This window comes from Brevundimonas sp. (assembly GCF_046295075.1).
Taxonomy (GTDB): domain Bacteria; phylum Pseudomonadota; class Alphaproteobacteria; order Caulobacterales; family Caulobacteraceae; genus Brevundimonas.
In genome coordinates, this window is sequence record NZ_JBKBOC010000002.1 from 1 (window position 1) to 20,796 (window position 20,796).

Consider the following 20,796-nt stretch of genomic DNA (forward strand, 5'->3'; position numbering starts at 1 on the left):
CACGGCGGCGCCGACGTCGGCGCCGGCCGGTCGGAGCGGGTGCCCACCGAGCTGATCGTGCGCGAGACCTGCGGCGGCTGAACCCATCCTCAGACCGCGAACAACAGGCCGGCGAGGGGCGACAGGGTCTGTCCGTCCGCCTCGGTCCAGTTAATGGCCTCAAGGCGACGCGCACCCGCAGGCGGGGACCAGTCGATGGGGGCGTGGCTGAGGTTGAAGACGCACAACAGGCGTTCATCGCCATCGACGCGTTCGAAGCGGTGGAAGACAAGCAGATCTTGCGGTCCTTCGAGCAGCTCCAGCCCGCCGGTGCGCAGCGCCGGGTGCGCATGCCGCAGGGCGATGATACGTCTCGCAATGTGCAGGACCGAGGTCGGATCGGCCTCCTGCGCGTCCACCGCCAGCGGCAGATGGCGCGGATCGACCGGCAGCCAGGGCTCAACCGTCGAGAAGCCCGCGTTGGGCGCCGACGCGACCCAGGGGATCGGCGTGCGGGCGCCGTCGCGGCCCAGGGTCAAGGGCCAGTTGGCGATGGCCTCGGGATCGACCAGCCGTTCGAACGGCACCTGGGCCTGGGGCAGGCCCAGCTCCTCGCCCTGATAGACGAAGACATTGCCGCGCAGGCACATCAGCAGCAGCAAGGCCATTTCCGAAAAGGCCTTCTCGTCGCGCCCTTGAGCCCAGCGGGACACCGCGCGCGGGGCGTCATGGTTGGAGAAGGTCCAGGACGGCCAGCCTTCGCCCTGCTGATCCGGCCACATGCTGTCACCCAGGCCGATCAGTTCGCTCTTCAGCGTGTCGGCGTAGAGGTAGAGGAAGCCATAGGCCGAGTGCAGGCGGTCGTTCCCGGCGGTAAATTCCTTCATCTCGCGGTCGGCGTGATCGCCGCCGACCTCCGCCACCGTGAACCGGCCTTCGTAACTGTCGGTCAGGGCGCGGACGCGGTTCAGGAAGCCGATGATGTCGGGGTGGGACTGGTTGTAGATCTTGTCCTGGAAGTCGAACGGGCGCGTCCGCTTCTTGCCGTCGGCGATGGGCGGGTTGTCGCGCAGGGACGGGTCGTGGATGGCGAAGTTGATGGCGTCCAGGCGGAAGCCGTCCACTCCCTTATCCAGCCAGAAGCGGGCCGCCGCGATCAGGGCGTCCTGCACCGCCGGGTTCCTGACGTTCAGCTGAGGCTGGGAGGCCAGGAAGTTGTGCATATAGTACTGGCCGCGCCGCGCATCCCAGGTCCAGGCCGGGCCGCCGAACACCGACTGCCAGTTCGACGGCGGCGAGCCGTCCGGCTTGGCGTCGGCCCAGACATACCAGTCGGCGTGTTCGCCGTGGCGACCGGCGCGGCTGCCCACGAACCAGGGGTGTTCGTCCGAGGTGTGGGAAAAGACCTGATCGATGACGACCTTCAGGCCCAGCGCGTGGGCGCGCGCGATCAGGGCGTCGAAGTCGGCGAGGTCGCCGAAGATCGGATCGACGTCGCAATAGTCCGCCACGTCATAGCCGAAGTCCTTCATCGGCGACGTGAAGAAGGGCGACAGCCAGATACCGTCCACGCCCAGCGAGGCGACATGATCCAGATGCTCGGTGATCCCCTTCAGGTCGCCGACGCCGTCGTCGTTGGAGTCGGCGAAGCTGCGCGGATATATCTGGTACAGGACCGCGCCTCGCCACCAGTCGTGGGCGAGGGCAGGGGCGGCGTCAGCCGTGGAGAGATCGAGAGGCTGGGCGGTCACGGGACGCTCTTGCAGACGAGGTAATCGAGGGGAGGGACGCGGACGGCGACACTGGCCGGAGCCGACGACTCGGCCGCGCAGTCGCCGCGCAGAGCCTGCCACCGAAGCGAGCCGGGCTCCACCTCGACCTGGGCGGTGACGGGTGTGGTCGAGGTGTTGAACAGGACCAGGATTTCACTCCCGTCCTCGCCCCCGTCCTGGTCGATGCGCGAAATGGCGAACAGGCCCGGTTTGTCGCCATAGGCGCGCACCACCTGATGGCCACGTCGCAGCGCCGATTCGGCGGCGCGGATGCGGGCCATTTCGGAGATGGCGCGATACAGAGGCGCGTCGGTGGAATAGGCGGGCTGGCGACCGCCGACCGGCGTCTCGTTCGCATAGACCGGGGTCTGGCTGGCCCACATGTCCTGGCGCGAGTTTCCGTATCCGCCAGCGCCGGCGAAGCCCTGTTCGTCGCCGTAATAGAGGGTCGGCACACCCCGGCTGAACATCATCAGGGCATGGGCCAGGGCGATGCGCGACTGCAGTTCGGCGTCGCTCGCGTTCGGATTGGCCTGTTTCACGAAGAAGCCGACCCGGCCCATGTCGTGGTTGCCCAGGAAGGTCGGCAGGATGGCGGCCGTGTCGGCGCCCTTGTCGTAAATCGTATCGGCGTCGAACAGCTTGGCCAGGGCGTCGGTCCCGACCTTGCCAGAGGCCGCGTCCACCGCCTGTTTCTGGAACGGGAAGTCCAGCACGGCCGGATAGCCGTCGACCCGCGTGAACCGCGCCGTCACGGCCGGATCGGGATCATAGACCTCGCCGAAGATGTGGAAGTTCGGAATGCCCTTGGCCTCGGCGCGGGCGATCATGGCGGGGATGAAAGCCTGCCAGAACGCGGGGTTCACGTGACGGGCGGTGTCGATGCGAAAGCCGTCGATGCCGTATTTGTCGATCCAGCCGCCGAAGACGTCGATCATGCCCTGGATCACGACCGGATCCTCGGTCAGCAGGTCGTCCAGACCGGCGAAGTCTCCGTCCAGAGAGCTTTCGCCCAAGAAGGTGCTCTCGCCCCGGTTATGATAGTGGATCGGGTCATTCAGCCAGGCAGGAACCTTGGCGTTCTCCTCGCCCGCCGGAACGTACGGCGTATAGGCGTAGTCGGGCCGGGTCAGACGCGAGAAGTCGCGGCCGTCGAAGCCTTCGTTGATCGGCGCGCCATCGACGCCGCCGCGACGGGTGTAGGGATAGTCGGCGCGGCTGCGATAGGCGCAGCGCCCCTCGGGACATTCGCGGTACTGGATCACGTCGGCCGTGTGGTTGGCGACGATGTCCAGATAGACCTTCATGCCGCGCGCATGGGCCGCCTCGACCAAAGCGCGCATCGCCGCCTCGTCGCCGAAATGCGGATCGACGGCGGTGAAGTCGGTGATCCAATAGCCGTGGTGCGCCGCGCCAGTGTAGTCGCCGTGGCTCTGCACCGGTTTGTTCTTGAAGACGGGCGCCAGCCAGACGGCGGTGGCGCCCAGGCCGTGGATATAGTCCAGCCGCTGGGTCACACCCGCCAGGTCGCCGCCATGATAAAAGTCGGTGTCGGCCGGGTCGAAGCCGCTCTTCAGCCGCTCGGCCGGATAGCCGCCGTGATCGTTCGACGGATCGCCGTTGGCGAACCGGTCAGGCAGCAGAAAATAGATCACCTCGTCCTGAGGCAGGCGCTGGCGTAGGTCGGTGAGGCTGTCGGCGCTGGCGTTTGAGGCGACCAGCAGGCTCGCTGCGGCCGCCATGGCGTGCAGTCCGTTTCGGACGGCGGTCCTCTTCCTCATAACGCTGGCTCCCTGCTGTCTGGAAAGTGCAAAGCTTTCCAGATCGATTTGCAAGATTTTGCAGCAATGGCCGGGCCTGTCAACGCAGGTTTAATTTGCTGCAATGCAGCGCAAGCGTCGCCGTTCATTGCTGTAAGTTCAGTCAGCAAAGGCTTTGAGCGACGCCGAGAGAGGGCCGAAACCGGGCGCTCACATTAACTGCTTGCAACCTTCCCAAAGATTTGCATATTTTTGCGACGGCTTCAGATCGCGACGCTCAGAAACGCGATCAGCCCCAGGGAGGATGACCATGTTCCAACGTCTCAACCGGCGCGCGCGCCTACTATCCGGCGTCGCCTTCGGCGCAGCCGCCATGATGTCGGTCGGCGCGGCGCACGCCCAGACCGCCGCCACGACGGCCCAGGACGACGATCAGGCGACCGAGGTCGGCGAAATCGTCGTCACCGGCATCCGCCGCGCCATCGAGGCGTCGATCTCGGCCAAGGCCAACAACACCTCCATCGTGGAGGTCATCTCGTCCGAAGACATCGGCAAGCTGCCCGACGTCTCCATCGCCGAATCCCTGGCCCGCCTGCCGGGCGTGACCTCGCAGCGCCTCGACGGCCGCAGCCAGGCCATCTCGATCCGCGGTCTCGGCCCCGACTTCACCACCGCCCTGCTGAACGGCCGCGAACTGGTATCGACCGGCGACAACCGCGGCGTCGAGTTCGACCAGTTCCCGTCGGAACTGCTGGGCAGCGTCGTCGTCTACAAAACGCCGGATTCGGCCCTAATCGGCCAAGGTCTGGGCGGCACGGTCGATCTGCGCACCGTTCGTCCGCTGGCCTATGGCCGTCAGGCCATTGCGGTGAACTATCGTCACGAGTGGAATGACATCGGCGCCCTGAACTCGGGCACGACCGACAAGGGCGACCGCTACACCATTTCCTACATCGACCAGTTCATGGATGGCACCCTGGGCGTCGCCCTGGGTTACGCCCACATGAGCTCGCCCTATCAGTCCGAGCGGTTCAACGCCTGGGGCTATCCGACCGTCGATATCAATGACGACCGCTTCGGCCAGACCGTCGGCACACCCCCGACCCGTGTCGTACGGCCGGGCTATGAAGACGAGATCGGCCAGCTGGTCACGGGCGGCGTCAAGCCCTACGTCATGTCGTCGGAGCTGGAGCGCGACGGCTATATGGGTGTGCTGGAGTGGCGTCCGAACGACCGTTTCCATTCGACCATCGACGCCTTCTATTCCGAGTTCAAGAACACCCAGATCCTGCGCGGCATCGAGTTCCCGCTCTACTGGGGCGGCCTTGCGGAAAGCCCCGGCCGCAGCGACACGGTTCTCGGCGGCTGCCAGATCACCAATAATGTCCCCACGCCAAACGTCTGCCGTCCTGCGCCCTCGCTGCGTCCCGACGCCACGATCGAGGACGGCCTCATCGTCGCCGGCACCTGGGATAACATCAAGGGCGTGGTCCGCAACGACCTGAACAAGCGCGACAGCAGCATCACGGCTATTGGCTGGAACACCGAGTTTGTCGCCAGCGACGACTGGACCCTGGGTCTGGACGTCAACTACTCGAAGGTCGAGCGCAACGACATCATCCTGGAGACCAACGCCGGTACGGGCCGTAACATCAACGGCGCCTTGGACACCCTGGGCTTCGAACTGACCGATGACGGCGTGACGCGCTTCACCAGCCAGCTCAACTACGCCGATCCCACGCTGATCCGCCTCACCAGCCCGCAGGGCTGGGGTGGCGACGTGATCCCCGAGGGCCAGGTCGGCTATATGAACACTCCGTCCATCGAGGACGAGATCAAGGCGGTCCGCCTGACCGCCACCCGCGAACTGCACCAGAGCCCGTTCAAGTCGATCGACTTCGGCTTCAACTATTCCGAACGCACCAAGACCTTCGTCAACGACCAGTACTATCTGGGCGTCCCCGGCGGCGGCGATCTGGCGGTGCCTTCCGAGTTCCTGCTGGATCCGACCGACCTGGGCTATCTCGGCATCTCGCAGGTGCTCAGCTACGACGCGCTCGGCCTGGTCAACAGCGGCGCGCTGAACCTGATCCGCAACCCGAACGCGGACGTCATTTCCGGCAACTGGGGCGTCACCGAGAAGGTTTCGACCAGCTATGTGCGCGCCAATCTCGATCACAACCTGTTCGGTCGTCGTCTGACCGGCAACGTCGGCATGCAGTTCGTCTACACCGATCAAAGCTCGGACGGCTTCTCGGCCCGCCAGGTTGGTCCGGGCGTGTCCGAAACGGTCGCGGTGTCGGGCGGCGTGGACTATCTGGAAATCCTGCCCAGCTCGAACTTCATCCTGGAAGTCGGCGACGACATGTTCGCCCGCTTCGCCGTGGCACGCACCCTGGCGCGTCCGCGGATGGACGACATGCGCGCGTCGCAGAACTATTCGTTCAACATCGCCAACAACAACGACACGGCCCAGCCCGACAACGCCTCGCCCTGGAGCGCCAGCGGCGGCAACCCCGAACTGCGCCCCTACATCGCCGATGTGGTCGATCTGTCGTTCGAAAAATACTTCGCCAACCGCAAGGGCTACGTCTCGCTGGCGGCGTTCTACAAGCACCTGGAAAGCTACGTTTATACCCGCAACGAGATCGTCGACTTCACCGGCTATCCGACGGGCGGCGTGACGCCGGTGATCAACCAGGGCCTGTCGACCCGCGCCGACAACGGCGAAGGCGGCTGGATCAAGGGGCTTGAATTCGCGGTCTCGGCGCCCTTCGACATCTTCCATCCCGCTCTGGAAGGCTTTGGCGGTATGTTCAGCGCCTCGCAAACGGACAGCGAGGTCCAGCCGGATCCGACCCAGGCCCCGACGACCATGCCGGGACTTTCAGAAACGGTGCTCAACGGCACTCTGTATTACGAGCGCTACGGCTTCCAGACCCGCGTTTCCGCCCGTCACCGCTCGGACTACCTGGGCGAGGTCGCCGGCTTCGGCAACGGCCGCACCCTGCGGTCGGTCGCGGCGGAGACCGTCGTCGACGCCCAGATCGGCTACGAGTTCCAGAACGGTCCGCTGGAAGGTCTGTCGATCCTGGCCCAGGTCAACAACCTGACGGACGAGCCGTTCAAGACCTTCGAGAACGGCGATGAGCGCCGGACCATCGACTATCAGAGCTACGGCCGGACCTTCGCGGTCGGCATGAACTACCGGTTCTGATTTCCACCCCTCTCTTCCGAGCAAACTTGGGCCGCCGCGTTCGCGAGGCGGCCCTTTTCTTTGCCTGCGCGGCAGCGTCGCGGAAAAGTTTAGTTACAGAGGGCGCTTTTCGGCTGGACGCATGGGGCGCGATGTCGGAACCAAGCCTTACGAGAACCGCGCGAGCACAGCGCGGCCGTTTTTGTTCACTGGGGGATCACATCCATGACCGTTCCGGACGCCGGAAAACGCCAGGGCGCGGGCCTGGCCTTCGCCTATGTCACCACGCTGTTCTTCGCCTGGGGCTTCGCCACCTCGCTGATCGATCCGTTGATCGCGGCGGTGAAGCGCGTGTTCGACCTGAACAACGCTGAGGCATTCCTGACGACCTTCGCCTGGTTCATCGCCTATGGGCTGATGTCGCTGCCGGCCGCCTCGGTGCTGAGCAAGCTGGGATACAGCCGTTCGATCATCGGTGCCCTGATCGTCATGGTCGCGGGCTGTTTGATCGTGCCGGCCGCCACCGCCGCCGACTGGTATCCCGGCGTGCTGATCGCCCTGTTCGTCATCGCCTCCGGCGTGACCCTGTTGCAGGTCGCGGCCAATCCGCTGGTCGCCGAACTGGGCAGCCCCAAGAACGCGTCCAGCCGTCTGAACCTGTCCCAGGCCTTCAACTCGCTGGGCACCACGATCGGCCCGTGGCTGGGCTCGCACGTCCTGCTGACGGGCGGGGTCTTCGCCGCCGGCGCCGTCGTGACCGTCGCCACGCGCACGGAATCTCTGCGCAGCATCGACATGGCCTTCCTGGGCATGGGCTCCTTCTTTGCTCTGGTCGCCGTCTTCATCTTCACGGCGCGCAAGAAGATCAACGCCGCCGCCCCGGTCACGACCAACGCCGTCTCGCCGCTGAAGGCGCTGTCTTCGCCCTGGGCCGTCTTCGGCGCCCTGGCCATCTTCCTTTATGTAGGCTCGGAAGTCGCCATCGGCGGTATGCTGACCAACTTCCTGGAAAGCCCCGACATACTGAACGCTCCCATCGAGACGGCGGGCAAGATGGTCGCCCTCTACTGGGGCGGCGCCATGGTCGGCCGCTTCATCGGTTCGGCCGTCCTGACGAAGGTTCGTCCCGGCGTCGTTCTGGCCTGCTGCACCGTCGCGGCGGCCGTCCTGTGCCTGATCGTGAGCCAGATCGGCGGTCCGACGGCGGCCTACGCCGTCCTGTCGATCGGCCTGTTCAACTCGATCATGTTCCCGACCATCTTCACCCTGACGCTGGAGCGGTCCACCGCGCCGACCTCGGCGACCTCGGGCCTGCTGGTCTTCGGCATCATCGGCGGCGCGCTTCTGCCTCAGGTCGCGGCGCACATCGCCGATGCGGCGGGCAGAATTCAGCCGGCCTTCATCGTGCCGATGCTGGGCTATGTCGGTCTGACCGTCTTCGCCATCGCCTGCATCCGCACCAAGCCGCGGGCCGAGGTGACCACGACCGCCTCGCACTGAGACCGGTCGCCGGACAAGAAAAAGGGCGCGGAGGGAAACCTCCGCGCCCTTCTTCATTTTCGGAATGTGATCAGCCGTCGATCAGGGCCTGAAGGATCGGCGCCAGTCGGTCGCGCATCTCTTCACACTGGGCCGGTTCGATGTTGAAGCTGCCGCCGCCCAGTTCGCGGCTGACGGACATGCCCATGATGAAGCCGGCCAGCAAACGCGCGCGCACCGTGGCGTCGGGTCCGCTGAGCCAGTCCTCCAGCGGGCCGAAGAAACGCTGGGTGCAGGTGGTCTGAACCATCTCCGCCGCCTTGGCCGAGCCGATGGAGCGCAGCATGATCGACATGCCCTTCAGCTTCTCGGCCTTCTTGGGCTCGAAGACGATCTCGTGCGCGACGCGCCGACCGAAGTCGGCCTTCTCGCCCTGCATCAGCGCGCTGCCGTCGCCGCAGCTGTCCAGCGCGGCCAGGAACAGGTCGTCCTTGGAGCCGAAGTATCGGCTGATCAGCGCAGCGTCGACGCCCACGTCTCGCGCGATGTCGCGCATCCCCACGTCGTCATAGCTGTCTGCCGCGAATCTCTCACGCGCAGCATCGAGAATGGCCGTGCGTGTCGCGGCGGCGTTTCTCGGGCGTGGGCCGGGACATAACAAGGTGATGACACTCCACAGGTGAATAACCGTATGTCACATATGGCTTTGTCAACGCCTGTTGACAAGCGCCACGGCTCCGACCATTAAGTCACCACGCGTTGACAAGGCCGACTCCCCATCGGCCTCTGTCCGCACGACTGGGATTTTACCTCCGACAGGGAGATTGCGCAGATGCGCGGGCTGAAGATTGCGGCCGTATCCGTCATGGCGACGGGTGCGTTTTATGGTTGTTCCCCCAAAGCGGAAGCTCCGGCGCAAGGCGCGCCACCGGTGACGGTGGCGACGCCGCTGAAGCAACAGGTCCGGGACTGGGACGAGTTCACTGGCCGCTTCGAGGCGGTCGAGAGCGTGGACGTGCGCGCCCGCGTCGGCGGCTATATCCAGGCGGTTCACTTCCGCGACGGCCAGATGGTCCAGCGCGGCCAACTGCTTTTCACCCTGGATCCGCGCCCGGCCCAGGCCGCCCTGGCCCAGGCTCAGGCCCAGGTCGCTCAGGCCCAGTCGCAGCTGTCGCTGGCCCGCGCCAATCTGGCCCGCAGCGAGACGCTTCTGGCGTCGCAGGCGGTGTCCAAGGCCGAGTATGATTCCAACAAGGCCGCCGTCGATGCGGCGCAGGCCAATCTGGCGGCCGGAAACGCGGCCGTCCGCAACGCACGCCTGAACCTTGAATACACCCGCGTCACCGCGCCGACCTCGGGCCGCGTGTCCGACCGTCGCGTCGATCCGGGCAATGTCATCGCCGGCGGTTCGTCGGCCGGCGACGTCCTGACCACCATCATCTCGGGCGGCCCGATCCACTTCGTCTTCGACGGTTCGGAAGCGGTCCTGCTGAAGTATCTGCGTGAAGGCGGCGCCAATCAGGGCGCGACGGTCAACGTCCGCCTGCAGGACGAAAGCACCTACAAGCATACCGGCCGTCTCGACTTCTCGGATAACGCGGTGGACACCGCGTCAGGCGTTATCCGCCTGCGCGCCATCCTGCCCAACGCCGACGGCTTCCTGCGCCCCGGCATGTTCGGCAGCGCTCAGGTCGCCGGCGCCGGCGCCTACGACGCCCTGCTGGTGCCGGATTCGGCCATCGGCACGGATCAGGCCCGCCGCACCGTCGCCGTGGTCAACGCCGACGGCACCGTGACGAACAAGGCCGTCCAGCTGGGCCCGATCGTCCAGGGTCTGCGCGTCGTCCGTTCGGGCCTGGCCCCGACCGACCGCGTCATCATCGCCGGCCTGCAACGCGCGGCCCAGCCGGGTTCCAAGGTCACGCCCAAGAACGGTCAGATCCAGCCGGTCGCGGCCGATGCGTCGCAAGCCCCGGTCACCCAGGCGGCCCCGGCGTCCAGCGCCTCGTTCGCCAACTCCATTCCCGCCGGCTAAGCCATGAACATCTCCCGCTTCTTCATCGACCGGCCGATCTTCGCGGCCGTGATCGCGGTGGTGATCACCATCATCGGCATCGCCGCCTATCCGCTGCTGCCCCTGTCGCAGTATCCGGAGATCGCGCCGCCGACGATCACCATCAACGCCGCCTATCCCGGCGCCTCGGCCGAGACCCTGGCCGAGACCGTCGCCGCCCCCATCGAGCAGGAGGTGAACGGCGTCGAGAACATGCTCTACATCACCTCCTCGTCCACATCGGACGGAGCGGTGGCGATCACCGTGACCTTCCAGCCTGGAACGGACCTCGATTCCGCACAGGTGCTGGTCCAGAACCGGGTGGCTCTGGCCGAACCTCGCCTTCCCGAGGCGGTTCGTCAGACGGGCGTCGTGGTCAACAAGGCCGAGAGCGGCTTCCTGATGATCCTGGGCCTGACATCGCCCGACGGCACCCTGGATAACGACTATGTCGGCAACTACGGCAACTCGACGCTGCGGGACCGCCTGCTGCGCATCGAAGGCGTGGGCGCGGTTCAGGTGTTCGGCGGCGGCAACTATTCGATGCGCGTCTGGATCGATCCGGCCAAGGCGGCCGAGCGCGGTCTGACGGGTTCCGAGATCGTCGCCGCCCTGCGCGCCCAGAACGTCCAGGCCGCCGCCGGCTCCATCGGCCAGCCGCCGTTCCCCAACAGCGCCGCCTCGTTCCAGCTGCCGGTCCAGGTTCAGGGCCGTCTGACCGACCCCGAAGAATTCTCCAAGGTTATCCTCAAGACCGACGCCGAAGGGCGCGTCACCTATCTGCGCGACGTGGCGCGGATCGAACTGGGCGCCCAGGATTACGGCATCCGCGGCTTCTTCGACGGGCAACGCGGCGTCGGTCTGGCCATCGTGCAGCAGCCGGGCGCCAATGCGCTGGGCACCGCTGATCGGGTCCTGGCCGAGGTCGAGGCCGTCAAGGCCGAACTGCCGGCCGGCATGGCCATCTCTGTGCCTTACAATCCGACCGAATTCGTCGCCTCCTCGGTGGAATCCGTCCAGCACACCGTGCTGGAAGCCATCATTCTGGTCGTGATCGTCGTCCTGGTCTTCCTGCAAAGCTGGCGTGCGGCGATCATCCCGATCATCGCCATTCCCGTGTCCCTGGTCGGCGCCTTCGCCGTGCAACTGGCGCTGGGCTATTCGATCAACTCCCTGTCCCTGTTCGCCCTCGTCCTGGCGGTCGGCATCGTCGTCGATGACGCCATCGTCGTGGTCGAGAACGTGGAGCGGGCCATCAGCGAAGGCCTCAGTCCCAAGGAGGCCGCCTATCGATCGATGCAGGAGGTCTCCGGCGCCCTGATCGCCATCGGCCTGGTGCTGGTGTCGGTGTTCGTGCCGACGATGTTCGTGCCGGGCATTCCGGGCATCTTCTACCGCCAGTTCGCGGTGGTCATCGCCTCGGCCTCGATCATCTCGCTGTTCATATCCCTGACGCTTTCGCCGGCCATGGCCGCCCTGCTGCTGAAGCCGCACAAGAAGGACCACGAGCATGCCCGCAAGCCGGGCGTCCTGGGCACGGTCGTCTATTACGCCGGCTGGGCCGGGCGTAAGTTCAACGAAGGCTTCGACTGGCTGTCGGACCGTTACGGCCGCCTGACGGCGCGTCTGGTGCGCACGGTCGGTCTGGTGCTGATCATCTATGCCGGTCTGCTGGGTCTGACGGCCTGGCGCCTGATCGACACGCCCTCGGGCTTCATTCCCGAGCAGGATCAGGGCTTCCTGATCGGCGTCATCCAACTGCCGGCCGGCGCTTCGCTGGATCGCACCCAGGCGGTGATGGAACGCGCCAGCAAGATCATCCAGGACACGCCCGGGGTGGACGGCACCGTGGCCTTCGCCGGCCTGGATGGCTCCAGCTTCTCGTTCGGCTCCAACGCCGCCACCATCTTCGTGCGTCTGAACGCGTTCGAGGATCGCACCAAGGAAGAGGCCGCCACGGCTCTGGCCGGGGCCATCACCCAGGCCACGGGTCAGATCGAGGACGCGCAGATCTTCGTCATCGCCCCCCCGGCGGTGCAGGGTCTGGGCACCGGCAACGGCTTCTCGATGATGATCCAGGATCGCGAAGGCGCCGGCTATCGTCCGCTGGAAGGCGCGACCTTCGCCATGATGGGCGCCGCCGCCCAGGCGCCGACCGAGGTCAGCCAGGTCTTCTCGACCTACAACACCGCCTCGCCGCGCATCACCGCCGACGTCGATCGTAACAAGGCGCTGATGATGGGCGTCCAGCCCAGCGCCGTGTTCGACACGCTGGGGGTCTATCTGGGCTCGTCCTACGTCAACGACTTCAACATGCTGGGCCGCACCTTCCGGGTGACGGCGCAGGCGGAGCCGACGTCGCGCGACGATATCGCGGACATCGCCAACCTGAAGACCAAGTCGTCGTCGGGGGCCATGGTGCCGATCGGTTCGGTGGCGAACCTGGTGAACGACTCGGGTCCGGCCCGGATCGTGCGCTACAACCTGTTCCCGGCGGCCGAGCTTCAGGGCAACGCCGCAGCAGGGGTGTCGTCGGGCGAGGCGCTGCAGATCATGGAAAACATGGCCGCGCAGACCCTGCCCCAGGGCTTCTCCTACGAATGGACGGGTCTGGCCTATCAGCAGAAGGCGGCCGGTTCGGGCGCGACGGCCATCTTCCTGATGGCGGTGGTGTTCGTCTTCCTGGTGCTGGCGGCTCAGTATGAGGCGTTCACGCTTCCTCTGGCGGTCATCCTGATCGTGCCGATGTGTCTGCTGGCGGCCATCATCGGCGTGAACCTGCGGGGTCTGGACAACAACATCCTGGTCCAGATCGGGCTCGTGGTTCTGATCGCGCTCGCGGCCAAGAACGCCATCCTGATCGTCGAGTTCGCCAAGCAAGCCGAAGAAGACCAGGGCATGAACCGGTTCGAGGCTGCGGTCGCCGCCGCCAAGACCCGTCTGCGTCCGATCCTGATGACCTCGTTCGCCTTCATCCTCGGCGTCGTGCCGCTGATGCTGGCGACGGGGCCGGGCGCCGAGATGAGGCAATCGCTGGGCACGTCCGTCTTCTCGGGCATGCTGGGCGTGACCTTCTTCGGCCTGATCTTCACGCCGGTCTTCTATGTGGTCAGCCGCTGGCTGTCCTCGAAGCTGCCGCAAGGCAAAAAGCCCAAACCCGCCACGACCCCTGATACGGCCGTGCGTTACGACGAAACCAGCGACCTGACCGATCCGAACGCTCCGGCGCCCGCGACCGGCCGGGGAGGGGACATCTGATGACCCGCAACAAGACCCTCAGCTTCCTGACCGCCGCAGCGTCGAGCGCCCTGCTCGCCGCCTGCGCGGTCGGGCCCAAGGCGCCGCCTGCCGATCTGCCTGTCGCCGGCACGGGCGCCTTCGTCGGCTCCGTCAGCCCCACCGTCTCGAACGCTGCGGCGCGCGACGACTGGTGGCGGCTGTATGAAGACCCGACGCTGGACGCCCTGATCCAGCAGGCCTTCGCCGAGAACAACCAGCTCGAAGCCGCCTTCGCCAACCTGCGCGCCGTCCGGGCGTCGCTGTCGGAGGCCCGCGTGGGCCGCTTCCCGACCACGACGACCAGCGCCCAGGCCCAGCGCAGCCGCGGCTCGGCCGCCACGGTCCAGGGCTTGCCTGCCGGTCAGGACGCGCCCGAGATCGACACCTATGACGTTGGCCTTCAGGCGTCGTACGAGATCGACCTGTTCGGCCGGGTGGAGTCCACCATTCGCGCCGCCCGCGCCGACGCCCGCGCCGCCGAGGCCGCCCTGGCCACGGTCCAGGTGACGGTCGCGGCCGAGACGACCCGCGCCTATGCCGACACCTGCTCGGCCAATGCGCAGATTGCGGTCGCGGAACGGACGCTGGAGCTGCAGCGCAACACCGCCAACCTGACCCAGACCCTGCTCGACGGCGGGGCCGGCACCGGGCTGGACGTGGCCAGCGCCCGCGCGGCCCTGGCCCAGACGGCGGCGACCCTGCCGACCCTGCGTGCAGCCCGCAACGAGGCGCTGTTCCGCCTGGCCACCTTGACCGGGGTCACCCCCGCCGAGGCCAGCCAGGCCGCCGCCGCCTGCGTTCGTCCGCCGCAACTGACCCAGCCGATCCCGGTCGGCGACGGTGCGGCCCTGCTGGCGCGTCGCCCCGACGTCCGTCAGGCCGAGGCTGAACTGGCCGCCGCCGCCGCCCGCGTGAACGTGGCCACCGCCAACCTCTATCCGCAGATCAGCCTGGGGGGCTCCATCGGCTCCACGGCGCTGGAATCGGGCGAACTGAGTGACGACCAGAACTTCCGCTTCAGCTTCGGTCCGCTGATCAGCTGGTCGTTCCCCAACGTCTTCGCCGCCCGCGCCCAGATCAAGGCCGCCGGCGCCCGTTCGGACGCCGCTCTGGCGACCTTCGACCAGACGGTGCTGACAGCCCTGCAGGAGACGGAAACGGCCCTGTCCAACTACGCCAACGAGCTGGACCGCCGTGCGGCCCTGACCGAGGCGCGCGACCAGGCGGCCCGCGCCGCCGACCTGTCGCGCCTGCGCTTCAACGCCGGCGCCGACAGCTTCCTGTTGGTGCTGGACGCCGAACGCACCCAGGCGGCGGCCGACGCGGCCCTGGCCCAATCGGACGCCCTGGTCACCACCTACCAGATCGCCCTGTTCCGCGCCCTGGCCGGCGGCTGGCAGGCCGACAGCTGATCGTTTCGCGCTAGCGACAAGACCAAAGGGCCGGGCGACGCATCGCCCGGCCCTTTTTTGTTTGCTCCGCCGCCTTGCCATCATCGCAACGCGCTGAACGAATGAGGAAACCGGTTACCTGCTCACGCATTGTTACATCCGCCATGGTCAAGCCGGTTCCTCCGCGCTAGATCGTGCTGCATGTGCGAGCGGGGGCAACCCGCCGGACGATCCGAAAAGCTCAGGGACTGCAATATGACCAAGTGGGTGTACGGCTTCGGCGGAGGCTCCGCCGACGGCGACGCGTCGATGAAGAACCTTCTCGGGGGCAAGGGCGCCAATCTGGCGGAAATGTCGTCGCTGGGTCTGCCGGTCCCGCCGGGCTTCACCGTCACGACCGAGGTCTGCACCCACTATTACGCCAACGGCGAGACCTATCCCGCCGATCTGGAAGCCCAGGTGAAGGCCGCTCTGGACGCGGTCGAGGCCATCGTCGGCAAGACCTTCGGCGACGTGAACAACCCGCTGCTGGTCTCGGTTCGCTCAGGCGCGCGGGCCTCGATGCCCGGCATGATGGACACCGTCCTGAACCTGGGTCTGAACGATCAGACGGTCGAGGGTCTGGCCAAGCTGTCGGGAGACCGCCGCTTCGCCTTCGACAGCTATCGCCGCTTCATCACCATGTATTCGAACGTCGTGCTGGGCCTCAGCCACGACGATTTCGAAGAGGTGCTGGACCAGCACAAGGACCGGCTGGGTGTCACCGTCGACACCGACCTGAAGGCCGAGGACTGGCAGAAGGTGGTCGCCGACTACAAGGCCGTGGTCGAGCGCGAGCTGGGCCATCCCTTCCCGCAGGATCCCAAGGACCAGCTGTGGGGCGCCGTGGGCGCCGTCTTCGCCAGCTGGATGAACGACCGGGCCAAATTCTATCGCCGCATGCACGACATCCCCGAAAGCTGGGGCACGGCCGTCAGCGTCCAGTCGATGGTGTTCGGCAATATGGGCGAGACCTCGGCCACCGGCGTGGCCTTCACCCGCAACCCTTCGACCGGCGAGGCGCGCCTGTACGGCGAGTTCCTGATCAACGCCCAGGGCGAGGACGTGGTCGCGGGCATCCGAACGCCGCAAAGCCTGACCAAGATCGGCCGCGAGGAGATGGGCGAGACCGCCCCCTCGATGGAAGAGGCCATGCCGGAAGTCTTCGGCCAGTTCGTCACGGTGGTGAACACGCTGGAGAGCCACTATCGCGACATGCAGGACATCGAGTTCACGGTCGAACAGGGCCGGCTCTGGATGCTGCAGACCCGCAACGGCAAGCGTACGGCCAAGTCGGCGCTGAAGATCGCCGTGGACCTGGCGGCCGAGGGCGTGATCACCCAGGAAGAGGCCATCAGCCGCGTCGAGCCGTCGGCTCTGGACCAGTTGCTGCACCCGACGCTGGACCCCGATGCGGCCCGCACCGTGGTCGCCGCCGGCCTGCCGGCCTCGCCCGGCGCCGCCACCGGCAAGATCGTCTTCGACGCCGACGAGGCCGAACGCATGTCCGGCCTGGGCGAGGCGGTCATCCTGGTGCGTGAGGAAACCAGCCCCGAAGACATCCACGGCATGCATGCGGCGCGCGGCATCGTCACGGCGCGGGGCGGCATGACCAGCCACGCCGCCGTCGTGGCGCGCGGCATGGGGCGCGCCTGCGTCTCCGGCGCTGGCGAGATCCATATCGACGAGGCCAAGGGGACCTTCACCGCGCGCGGCCGCACCTTCAAGACCGGCGAGATCATCACCATCGACGGCTCGAAGGGCGAAGTGCTGGACGGCGCCGTGCCGATGATCGAGCCCGAGCTTACCGGCGACTTCCAGACCCTGATGGCCTGGGCCGACAAGGTGCGCCGCCTGAAGGTGCGCGCCAACGCCGAGACGCCGCTGGACGCCAAGACCGCGCGCGGTTTCGGCGCCGAGGGCATCGGCCTGTGCCGCACCGAGCACATGTTCTTCGACGACACCCGGATCGCTGCCGTGCGCGAGATGATCCTGGCCGACGACGAAGCGGGCCGCCGCACGGCCCTGGCCAAGATCGCGCCGTTCCAGAAGTCGGACTTCGTCGAACTGTTCGAGATCATGGCCGGCCTGCCGGTCACGGTGCGCCTGCTGGACCCGCCGCTGCACGAGTTCATCCCCCACACCGAGGAGGACATCGACGCCCTGGCCGCCTCGTCGGGCATCGACGCCGACAAGCTGAAGCGCCGCGCCAAGGAGCTGCACGAGACCAACCCCATGCTGGGCCATCGCGGCTGCCGCCTGGGCGTCGCCTATCCCGAAATCTACGAGATGCAGGTCCGCGCCATCATCGAGGCGGCGCTGGAGGTTCAGAAGACGTCGGGTCAGGCCCCGCTGCCGGAGATCATGCACCCGCTGGTCGCCCTGGGTCTGGAAATGAAGTTCCTGCGCGAACTGACCGACCGCACCGCCAAGGCCGTGTTCGAGGAGACGGGCGAGACCATCGACTATCTGGTCGGCACCATGATCGAGCTGCCGCGCGCGGCCATCCGCGCGGGGGACCTGGCCGAATACGCCCAGTTCTTCAGCTTCGGCACCAACGACCTGACCCAGACGACCTTCGGCATCAGCCGCGACGACTCGGGCCGGTTCCTGCAGGCCTATCTGGACAAGGGCATCTTCGAGACCGATCCCTTCGTGCGTCTGGACCAGGACGGCGTCGGCGGTCTGATCGAGATCGCCGCCGAGCGGGGCCGGGCAGTTCGGCCCGAGGTTAAGCTGGGCATCTGCGGCGAACACGGCGGCGACCCGTCGTCCATCGCCTTCTGCGAGAAGGCCGGCCTGGACTACGTCTCCTGCTCGCCCTACCGCGTGCCCATCGCCCGACTGGCGGCGGCGCAGGCGGCGCTGAACGTGGAGCGCGAGAAGGACCGCTAGTCCCTCTCCTCATCGGATCATGAAAAGGGCGGTCTCTGACGAGGCCGTCCTTTTTCTTTGTCACAAAACCGCCAACCTTGGCGGAACAACGTATGTGTCATCGGGTCCACAGGTATTCGTAGTGTTTCTGAACCTCTGGAACAGACGGCCGCGTCACCTATTTAAGCTCTCGCTGGATGGGGCTGATGATCGGTTCGGTCATCACATCTAGGAGTTAATAAGAAACAATGCGTAACATTATTCTCGCCGCCGTCGCCGTTTCCGCAGTCGCCGCTCCGGCCTTTGCTCAAACCAATCCTGAGCCGCGCGGTTACGGTTCGCTGGGCTACACTCATCTTGAAGGCGACAATGCAACGACGGGCGCGGTCACGGGTCGTCTGGGCGTAAACCTCAACCGTTACATCGCGCTGGAAACCGAAGCCTCGGTCGGCGTCAAGGACGACGACTTCACCGTCGCGGGCGTCGATGGCTCGATCAAGCACGAGTGGGACGCCGCCGGTTATGTGGTCGGCAAATATCCGGTCGGCGACAAGCTGGAGCTGTTCGCGCGCGGCGGCTATGGCCACACCGAACTCAAGCAGGAGTTCCCCGGCGCCAACACCGACGTGGGCGGCGACAGCTGGAACTACGGCGCCGGCGCTAACTACTATCTGGACGGCGTGAACGGCGTGCGGGCCGACTGGACCCGTCGTGACTATCGTGACGATGCCGGCAAGGCCGACGCCTATTCGGTCAGCTACATCCGTCGCTTCTGATCTTTAGGGTCAGCTAGAACGACGAAGGCGCGCTCCGTAAGGGGCGCGCCTTTCGCGTTCAGGACAGTGATGTCAGGCGAAGTCGCCCGCGAGGGCCCAGCGCTGAGAGCCCTCGCCGAACGGACGCACGAACCAGTCGCGGTACTGTTCGAAGGTCTCGATGATCTTCTGGCGCAGATCGGGCGGATTCACCGCCTCGCCGCGCTGACGTTTCATCGCCGCGACGCAATCGACCACCATATTCTGGTGGGCCGAACCGCCCATGCTCTTCAGCACGGCGGCGATATCCTGAGCCAAGCTTTCCAGCACCTGCTTCGGTGTCATGTGAGCCATCTGGGAAATCCCCTGTTCTCGACAATCGAATGCGTTGCAAAATACTGTGACAGTTTCAAGCGTGGCGGCGCAAGAATCATCATGGATGGGAATTAACCTGACATAACGCGGGTCACGCGCTTTGGTTCTCTTAAGGGAGAAACCATGAAGAATTTCGATCCGGCAGTCGCCACGGCCCAGTGGTTGGCGACCCTGTCGCCCCAGGAGACGGCCGGCGCCGTCGCCTATACCCACGGATCGCACTGGTTGATCCTGTGGAGTTTCCTGGTTTCGGCCCTAGTCGCCTGGATTATCGTGCGTACCGGCCTGCTGGTCGCGATCCGCAGCCGGATCGAGCGCCGCCGTCGCCGGCCGCTGATGGCCAGTTTCGCCGTCGCCCTGGTCTATTCGATCATGAGCTGGGTGCTGACCCTGCCGTGGTCGATCTATGAAAGCTGGTATCGCGAGAAACAGTATGGCCTGACCAGCCAGGCCCTGGGCGGCTGGCTGGGCGAGGCGGTCATCGGGGCGGCCATCTCGGTCGTCGTGACCACGCTGCTGCTGGTCGCCATCTACGCCTTGATCCGGCGCGCGCGACGGTTCTGGTGGGGCTGGGCGTCGGGGGTGACGGCGGCCTTCATCGTCATCGGCCTGGTGATCTCGCCCCTGGTGATCGAGCCGATCTTCAACACCTATACGCCCGCGCCGAACGGGCCGGTGCGCGACGCCGTCGTGGCGCTGGCCAAACAGACCGGCACGCCGTCGGACAAGATCTTCATCTACGACGGCTCCAAACAGTCCGACCGCTACACCGCCAACGTCTCGGGCCTGTTCGGAACGGCGCGTGTGGCGATGAGCGACACCATGTTCAAACAGGGCGCGGACCTGGCAGAGGTGCGCGGCGTCGTCGGCCATGAAATGGGTCACTATGTTCACGCCCACATCCTTTGGATGGTGGGGGTGCTGGTCCTGCTGTCGGCCCTGGCCTTCTGGCTGACGGATCGGCTTTATCCGCTGGCGCACAGGCTGCTGAGGGCGGACCGTGTGGGCGACATCGCCGATCCCGCCGGCCTGCCGCTGCTGGCCCTGGTCCTGGCCTTCCTGGGCGTGCTCGCCACCCCGGTCTTCGCCACGATGACGCGGACGATGGAGGAAGACGCCGACCATTTCTCGCTGGTCCACGCCAATGAGCCGGACGGCCTGGCCAAGGCCCTGATCAAGACCGCCGAATACCGCGCCCCGTCGCCCTCGGCGGTGGAGGAGTTCCTGTTCTACGATCATCCCAGCGTCGAGAACCGTATCCGCCGGGCGATGGAATGGAAGGCGACGCATCCTCCCCAAGCCTTGGCAGGGCAACCGCCCAGGCCGTGAGGCATTGAAGGCTCCGCCATCCAGCGGAGCCTTTTTCTGATGATCGACCTCTATCGCGGCTTCGGCCTGGGCATCCCGGCGTTGATGGACATCGCGCCCCTGATCGCGCGGGTCGTGGTCGGGGGGATGTTCTTCCTGTCCGGCTTCTACAAGCTGTTCACCCCGGCCCAGGCCGAGAAGATGCAGAAGACGATGGTCGAGGCCGGCATCGCCGCGCCGCGCCAGACCGCCCGGTTCGTGTCGGTGTGCGAGTTCGCCTTCGGCGCCCTGCTGATCATGGGCTTGTTCACCAGTCTGGCGGCGCTGGTGCTGCTGATCATCAGCCTGGTCGCCCTGGTGACCGTGGCGTCCAAGTCGGTCGAGGGGACCAGTCTCGGCTATCGCCTCTCCAGCTATTTCGACCTGCCGGAGACCCTGCTAATGGTGATCCTGATCTGGCTGATCGCCAACGGGCCGGGGCTGTGGAGCCTGGACTTCGTCCTGTTCCTGCCCCGGCTGTAGGCTTAAAGCGCAAT

13 protein-coding genes are annotated in these 20,796 nt (G+C 66.2%); 9 read left to right on the plus strand and 4 right to left on the minus strand.

What is annotated here, in order from left to right; translation table 11 throughout:
- Positions 1–89: 89 nt before the first annotated feature.
- Both ACK4MH_RS02025 and ACK4MH_RS02030 read right to left on the minus strand, forming a co-directional pair.
- Positions 90–1,730 carry an alpha-amylase family glycosyl hydrolase gene (locus ACK4MH_RS02025; RefSeq protein ID WP_409714014.1) on the minus strand — a complete coding sequence of 547 codons (1,641 nt, stop codon included), beginning with the start codon at positions 1,728–1,730 and terminating at the stop codon, positions 90–92.
- A complete protein-coding gene (locus ACK4MH_RS02030; protein WP_409714017.1) occupies positions 1,727–3,532 on the minus strand; it encodes an alpha-amylase family glycosyl hydrolase in 1,806 nt (601 codons plus the stop codon). Before ACK4MH_RS02030 ends, ACK4MH_RS02025 begins: the two co-directional genes overlap by 4 nt.
- A 289-nt stretch (positions 3,533–3,821) precedes the next feature.
- On the opposite strand from ACK4MH_RS02030, the gene ACK4MH_RS02035 reads away from it, so the two are divergent.
- Entirely contained in the window at positions 3,822–6,728 is a 2,907-nt protein-coding gene (locus tag ACK4MH_RS02035) for a TonB-dependent receptor (protein ID WP_409714020.1), read from the plus strand.
- 204 nt (positions 6,729–6,932) lie between these two features.
- Positions 6,933–8,207, plus strand: a complete 1,275-nt coding sequence (locus ACK4MH_RS02040) for a sugar MFS transporter (protein WP_409714023.1) — start codon at positions 6,933–6,935, stop codon at positions 8,205–8,207.
- A gap of 70 nt (positions 8,208–8,277) precedes the next feature.
- On the opposite strand, the gene ACK4MH_RS02045 is transcribed toward ACK4MH_RS02040, so the two are convergent.
- Positions 8,278–8,847 (minus strand): TetR family transcriptional regulator, encoded by a 570-nt coding sequence (locus ACK4MH_RS02045; RefSeq protein ID WP_409714026.1) that lies wholly within the window; start codon positions 8,845–8,847, stop codon positions 8,278–8,280.
- Positions 8,848–9,018: 171 nt separating this feature from the next.
- On the opposite strand from ACK4MH_RS02045, the gene ACK4MH_RS02050 reads away from it, so the two are divergent.
- From ACK4MH_RS02050 to ACK4MH_RS02070, 5 genes are all read left to right on the plus strand, one after another.
- Positions 9,019–10,221 (plus strand): efflux RND transporter periplasmic adaptor subunit, encoded by a 1,203-nt coding sequence (locus tag ACK4MH_RS02050; protein ID WP_409714028.1) that lies wholly within the window; start codon positions 9,019–9,021, stop codon positions 10,219–10,221.
- A 3-nt stretch (positions 10,222–10,224) separates the two neighbouring features.
- Positions 10,225–13,497, plus strand: coding sequence for an efflux RND transporter permease subunit (locus ACK4MH_RS02055; protein ID WP_409714031.1), 3,273 nt, complete (start codon positions 10,225–10,227; stop codon positions 13,495–13,497).
- On the plus strand, positions 13,497–14,930 hold the full coding sequence (locus ACK4MH_RS02060) for an efflux transporter outer membrane subunit (RefSeq protein ID WP_409714034.1): 1,434 nt from the start codon (positions 13,497–13,499) through the stop codon (positions 14,928–14,930). Before ACK4MH_RS02055 ends, ACK4MH_RS02060 begins: the two co-directional genes overlap by 1 nt.
- 234 nt (positions 14,931–15,164) lie before the next feature.
- Complete coding sequence (gene ppdK, locus ACK4MH_RS02065) at positions 15,165–17,843, plus strand: pyruvate, phosphate dikinase (protein ID WP_409714037.1); 2,679 nt, start codon at positions 15,165–15,167, stop codon at positions 17,841–17,843.
- A 227-nt stretch (positions 17,844–18,070) separates the two neighbouring features.
- Positions 18,071–18,598 (plus strand): porin family protein, encoded by a 528-nt coding sequence (locus ACK4MH_RS02070; protein WP_409714040.1) that lies wholly within the window; start codon positions 18,071–18,073, stop codon positions 18,596–18,598.
- Between the two features lie 72 nt (positions 18,599–18,670).
- On the opposite strand, the gene ACK4MH_RS02075 is transcribed toward ACK4MH_RS02070, so the two are convergent.
- Complete coding sequence (locus ACK4MH_RS02075) at positions 18,671–18,931, minus strand: hypothetical protein (protein WP_409714043.1); 261 nt, start codon at positions 18,929–18,931, stop codon at positions 18,671–18,673.
- 144 nt (positions 18,932–19,075) lie between these two features.
- Here ACK4MH_RS02075 and ACK4MH_RS02080 point away from each other — a divergent pair, with 144 nt between their 5' ends.
- Positions 19,076–20,281: a M48 family metallopeptidase gene (locus ACK4MH_RS02080; protein WP_409714045.1), complete on the plus strand. Its 1,206-nt coding sequence runs from the start codon at positions 19,076–19,078 to the stop codon at positions 20,279–20,281.
- 39 nt (positions 20,282–20,320) lie between these two features.
- The gene (locus ACK4MH_RS02085) at positions 20,321–20,782 is read left to right on the plus strand and encodes a DoxX family protein (protein ID WP_346494029.1); all 462 of its coding nucleotides are present in this window, start codon (positions 20,321–20,323) and stop codon (positions 20,780–20,782) included.
- Positions 20,783–20,796: the final 14 nt, after the last annotated feature.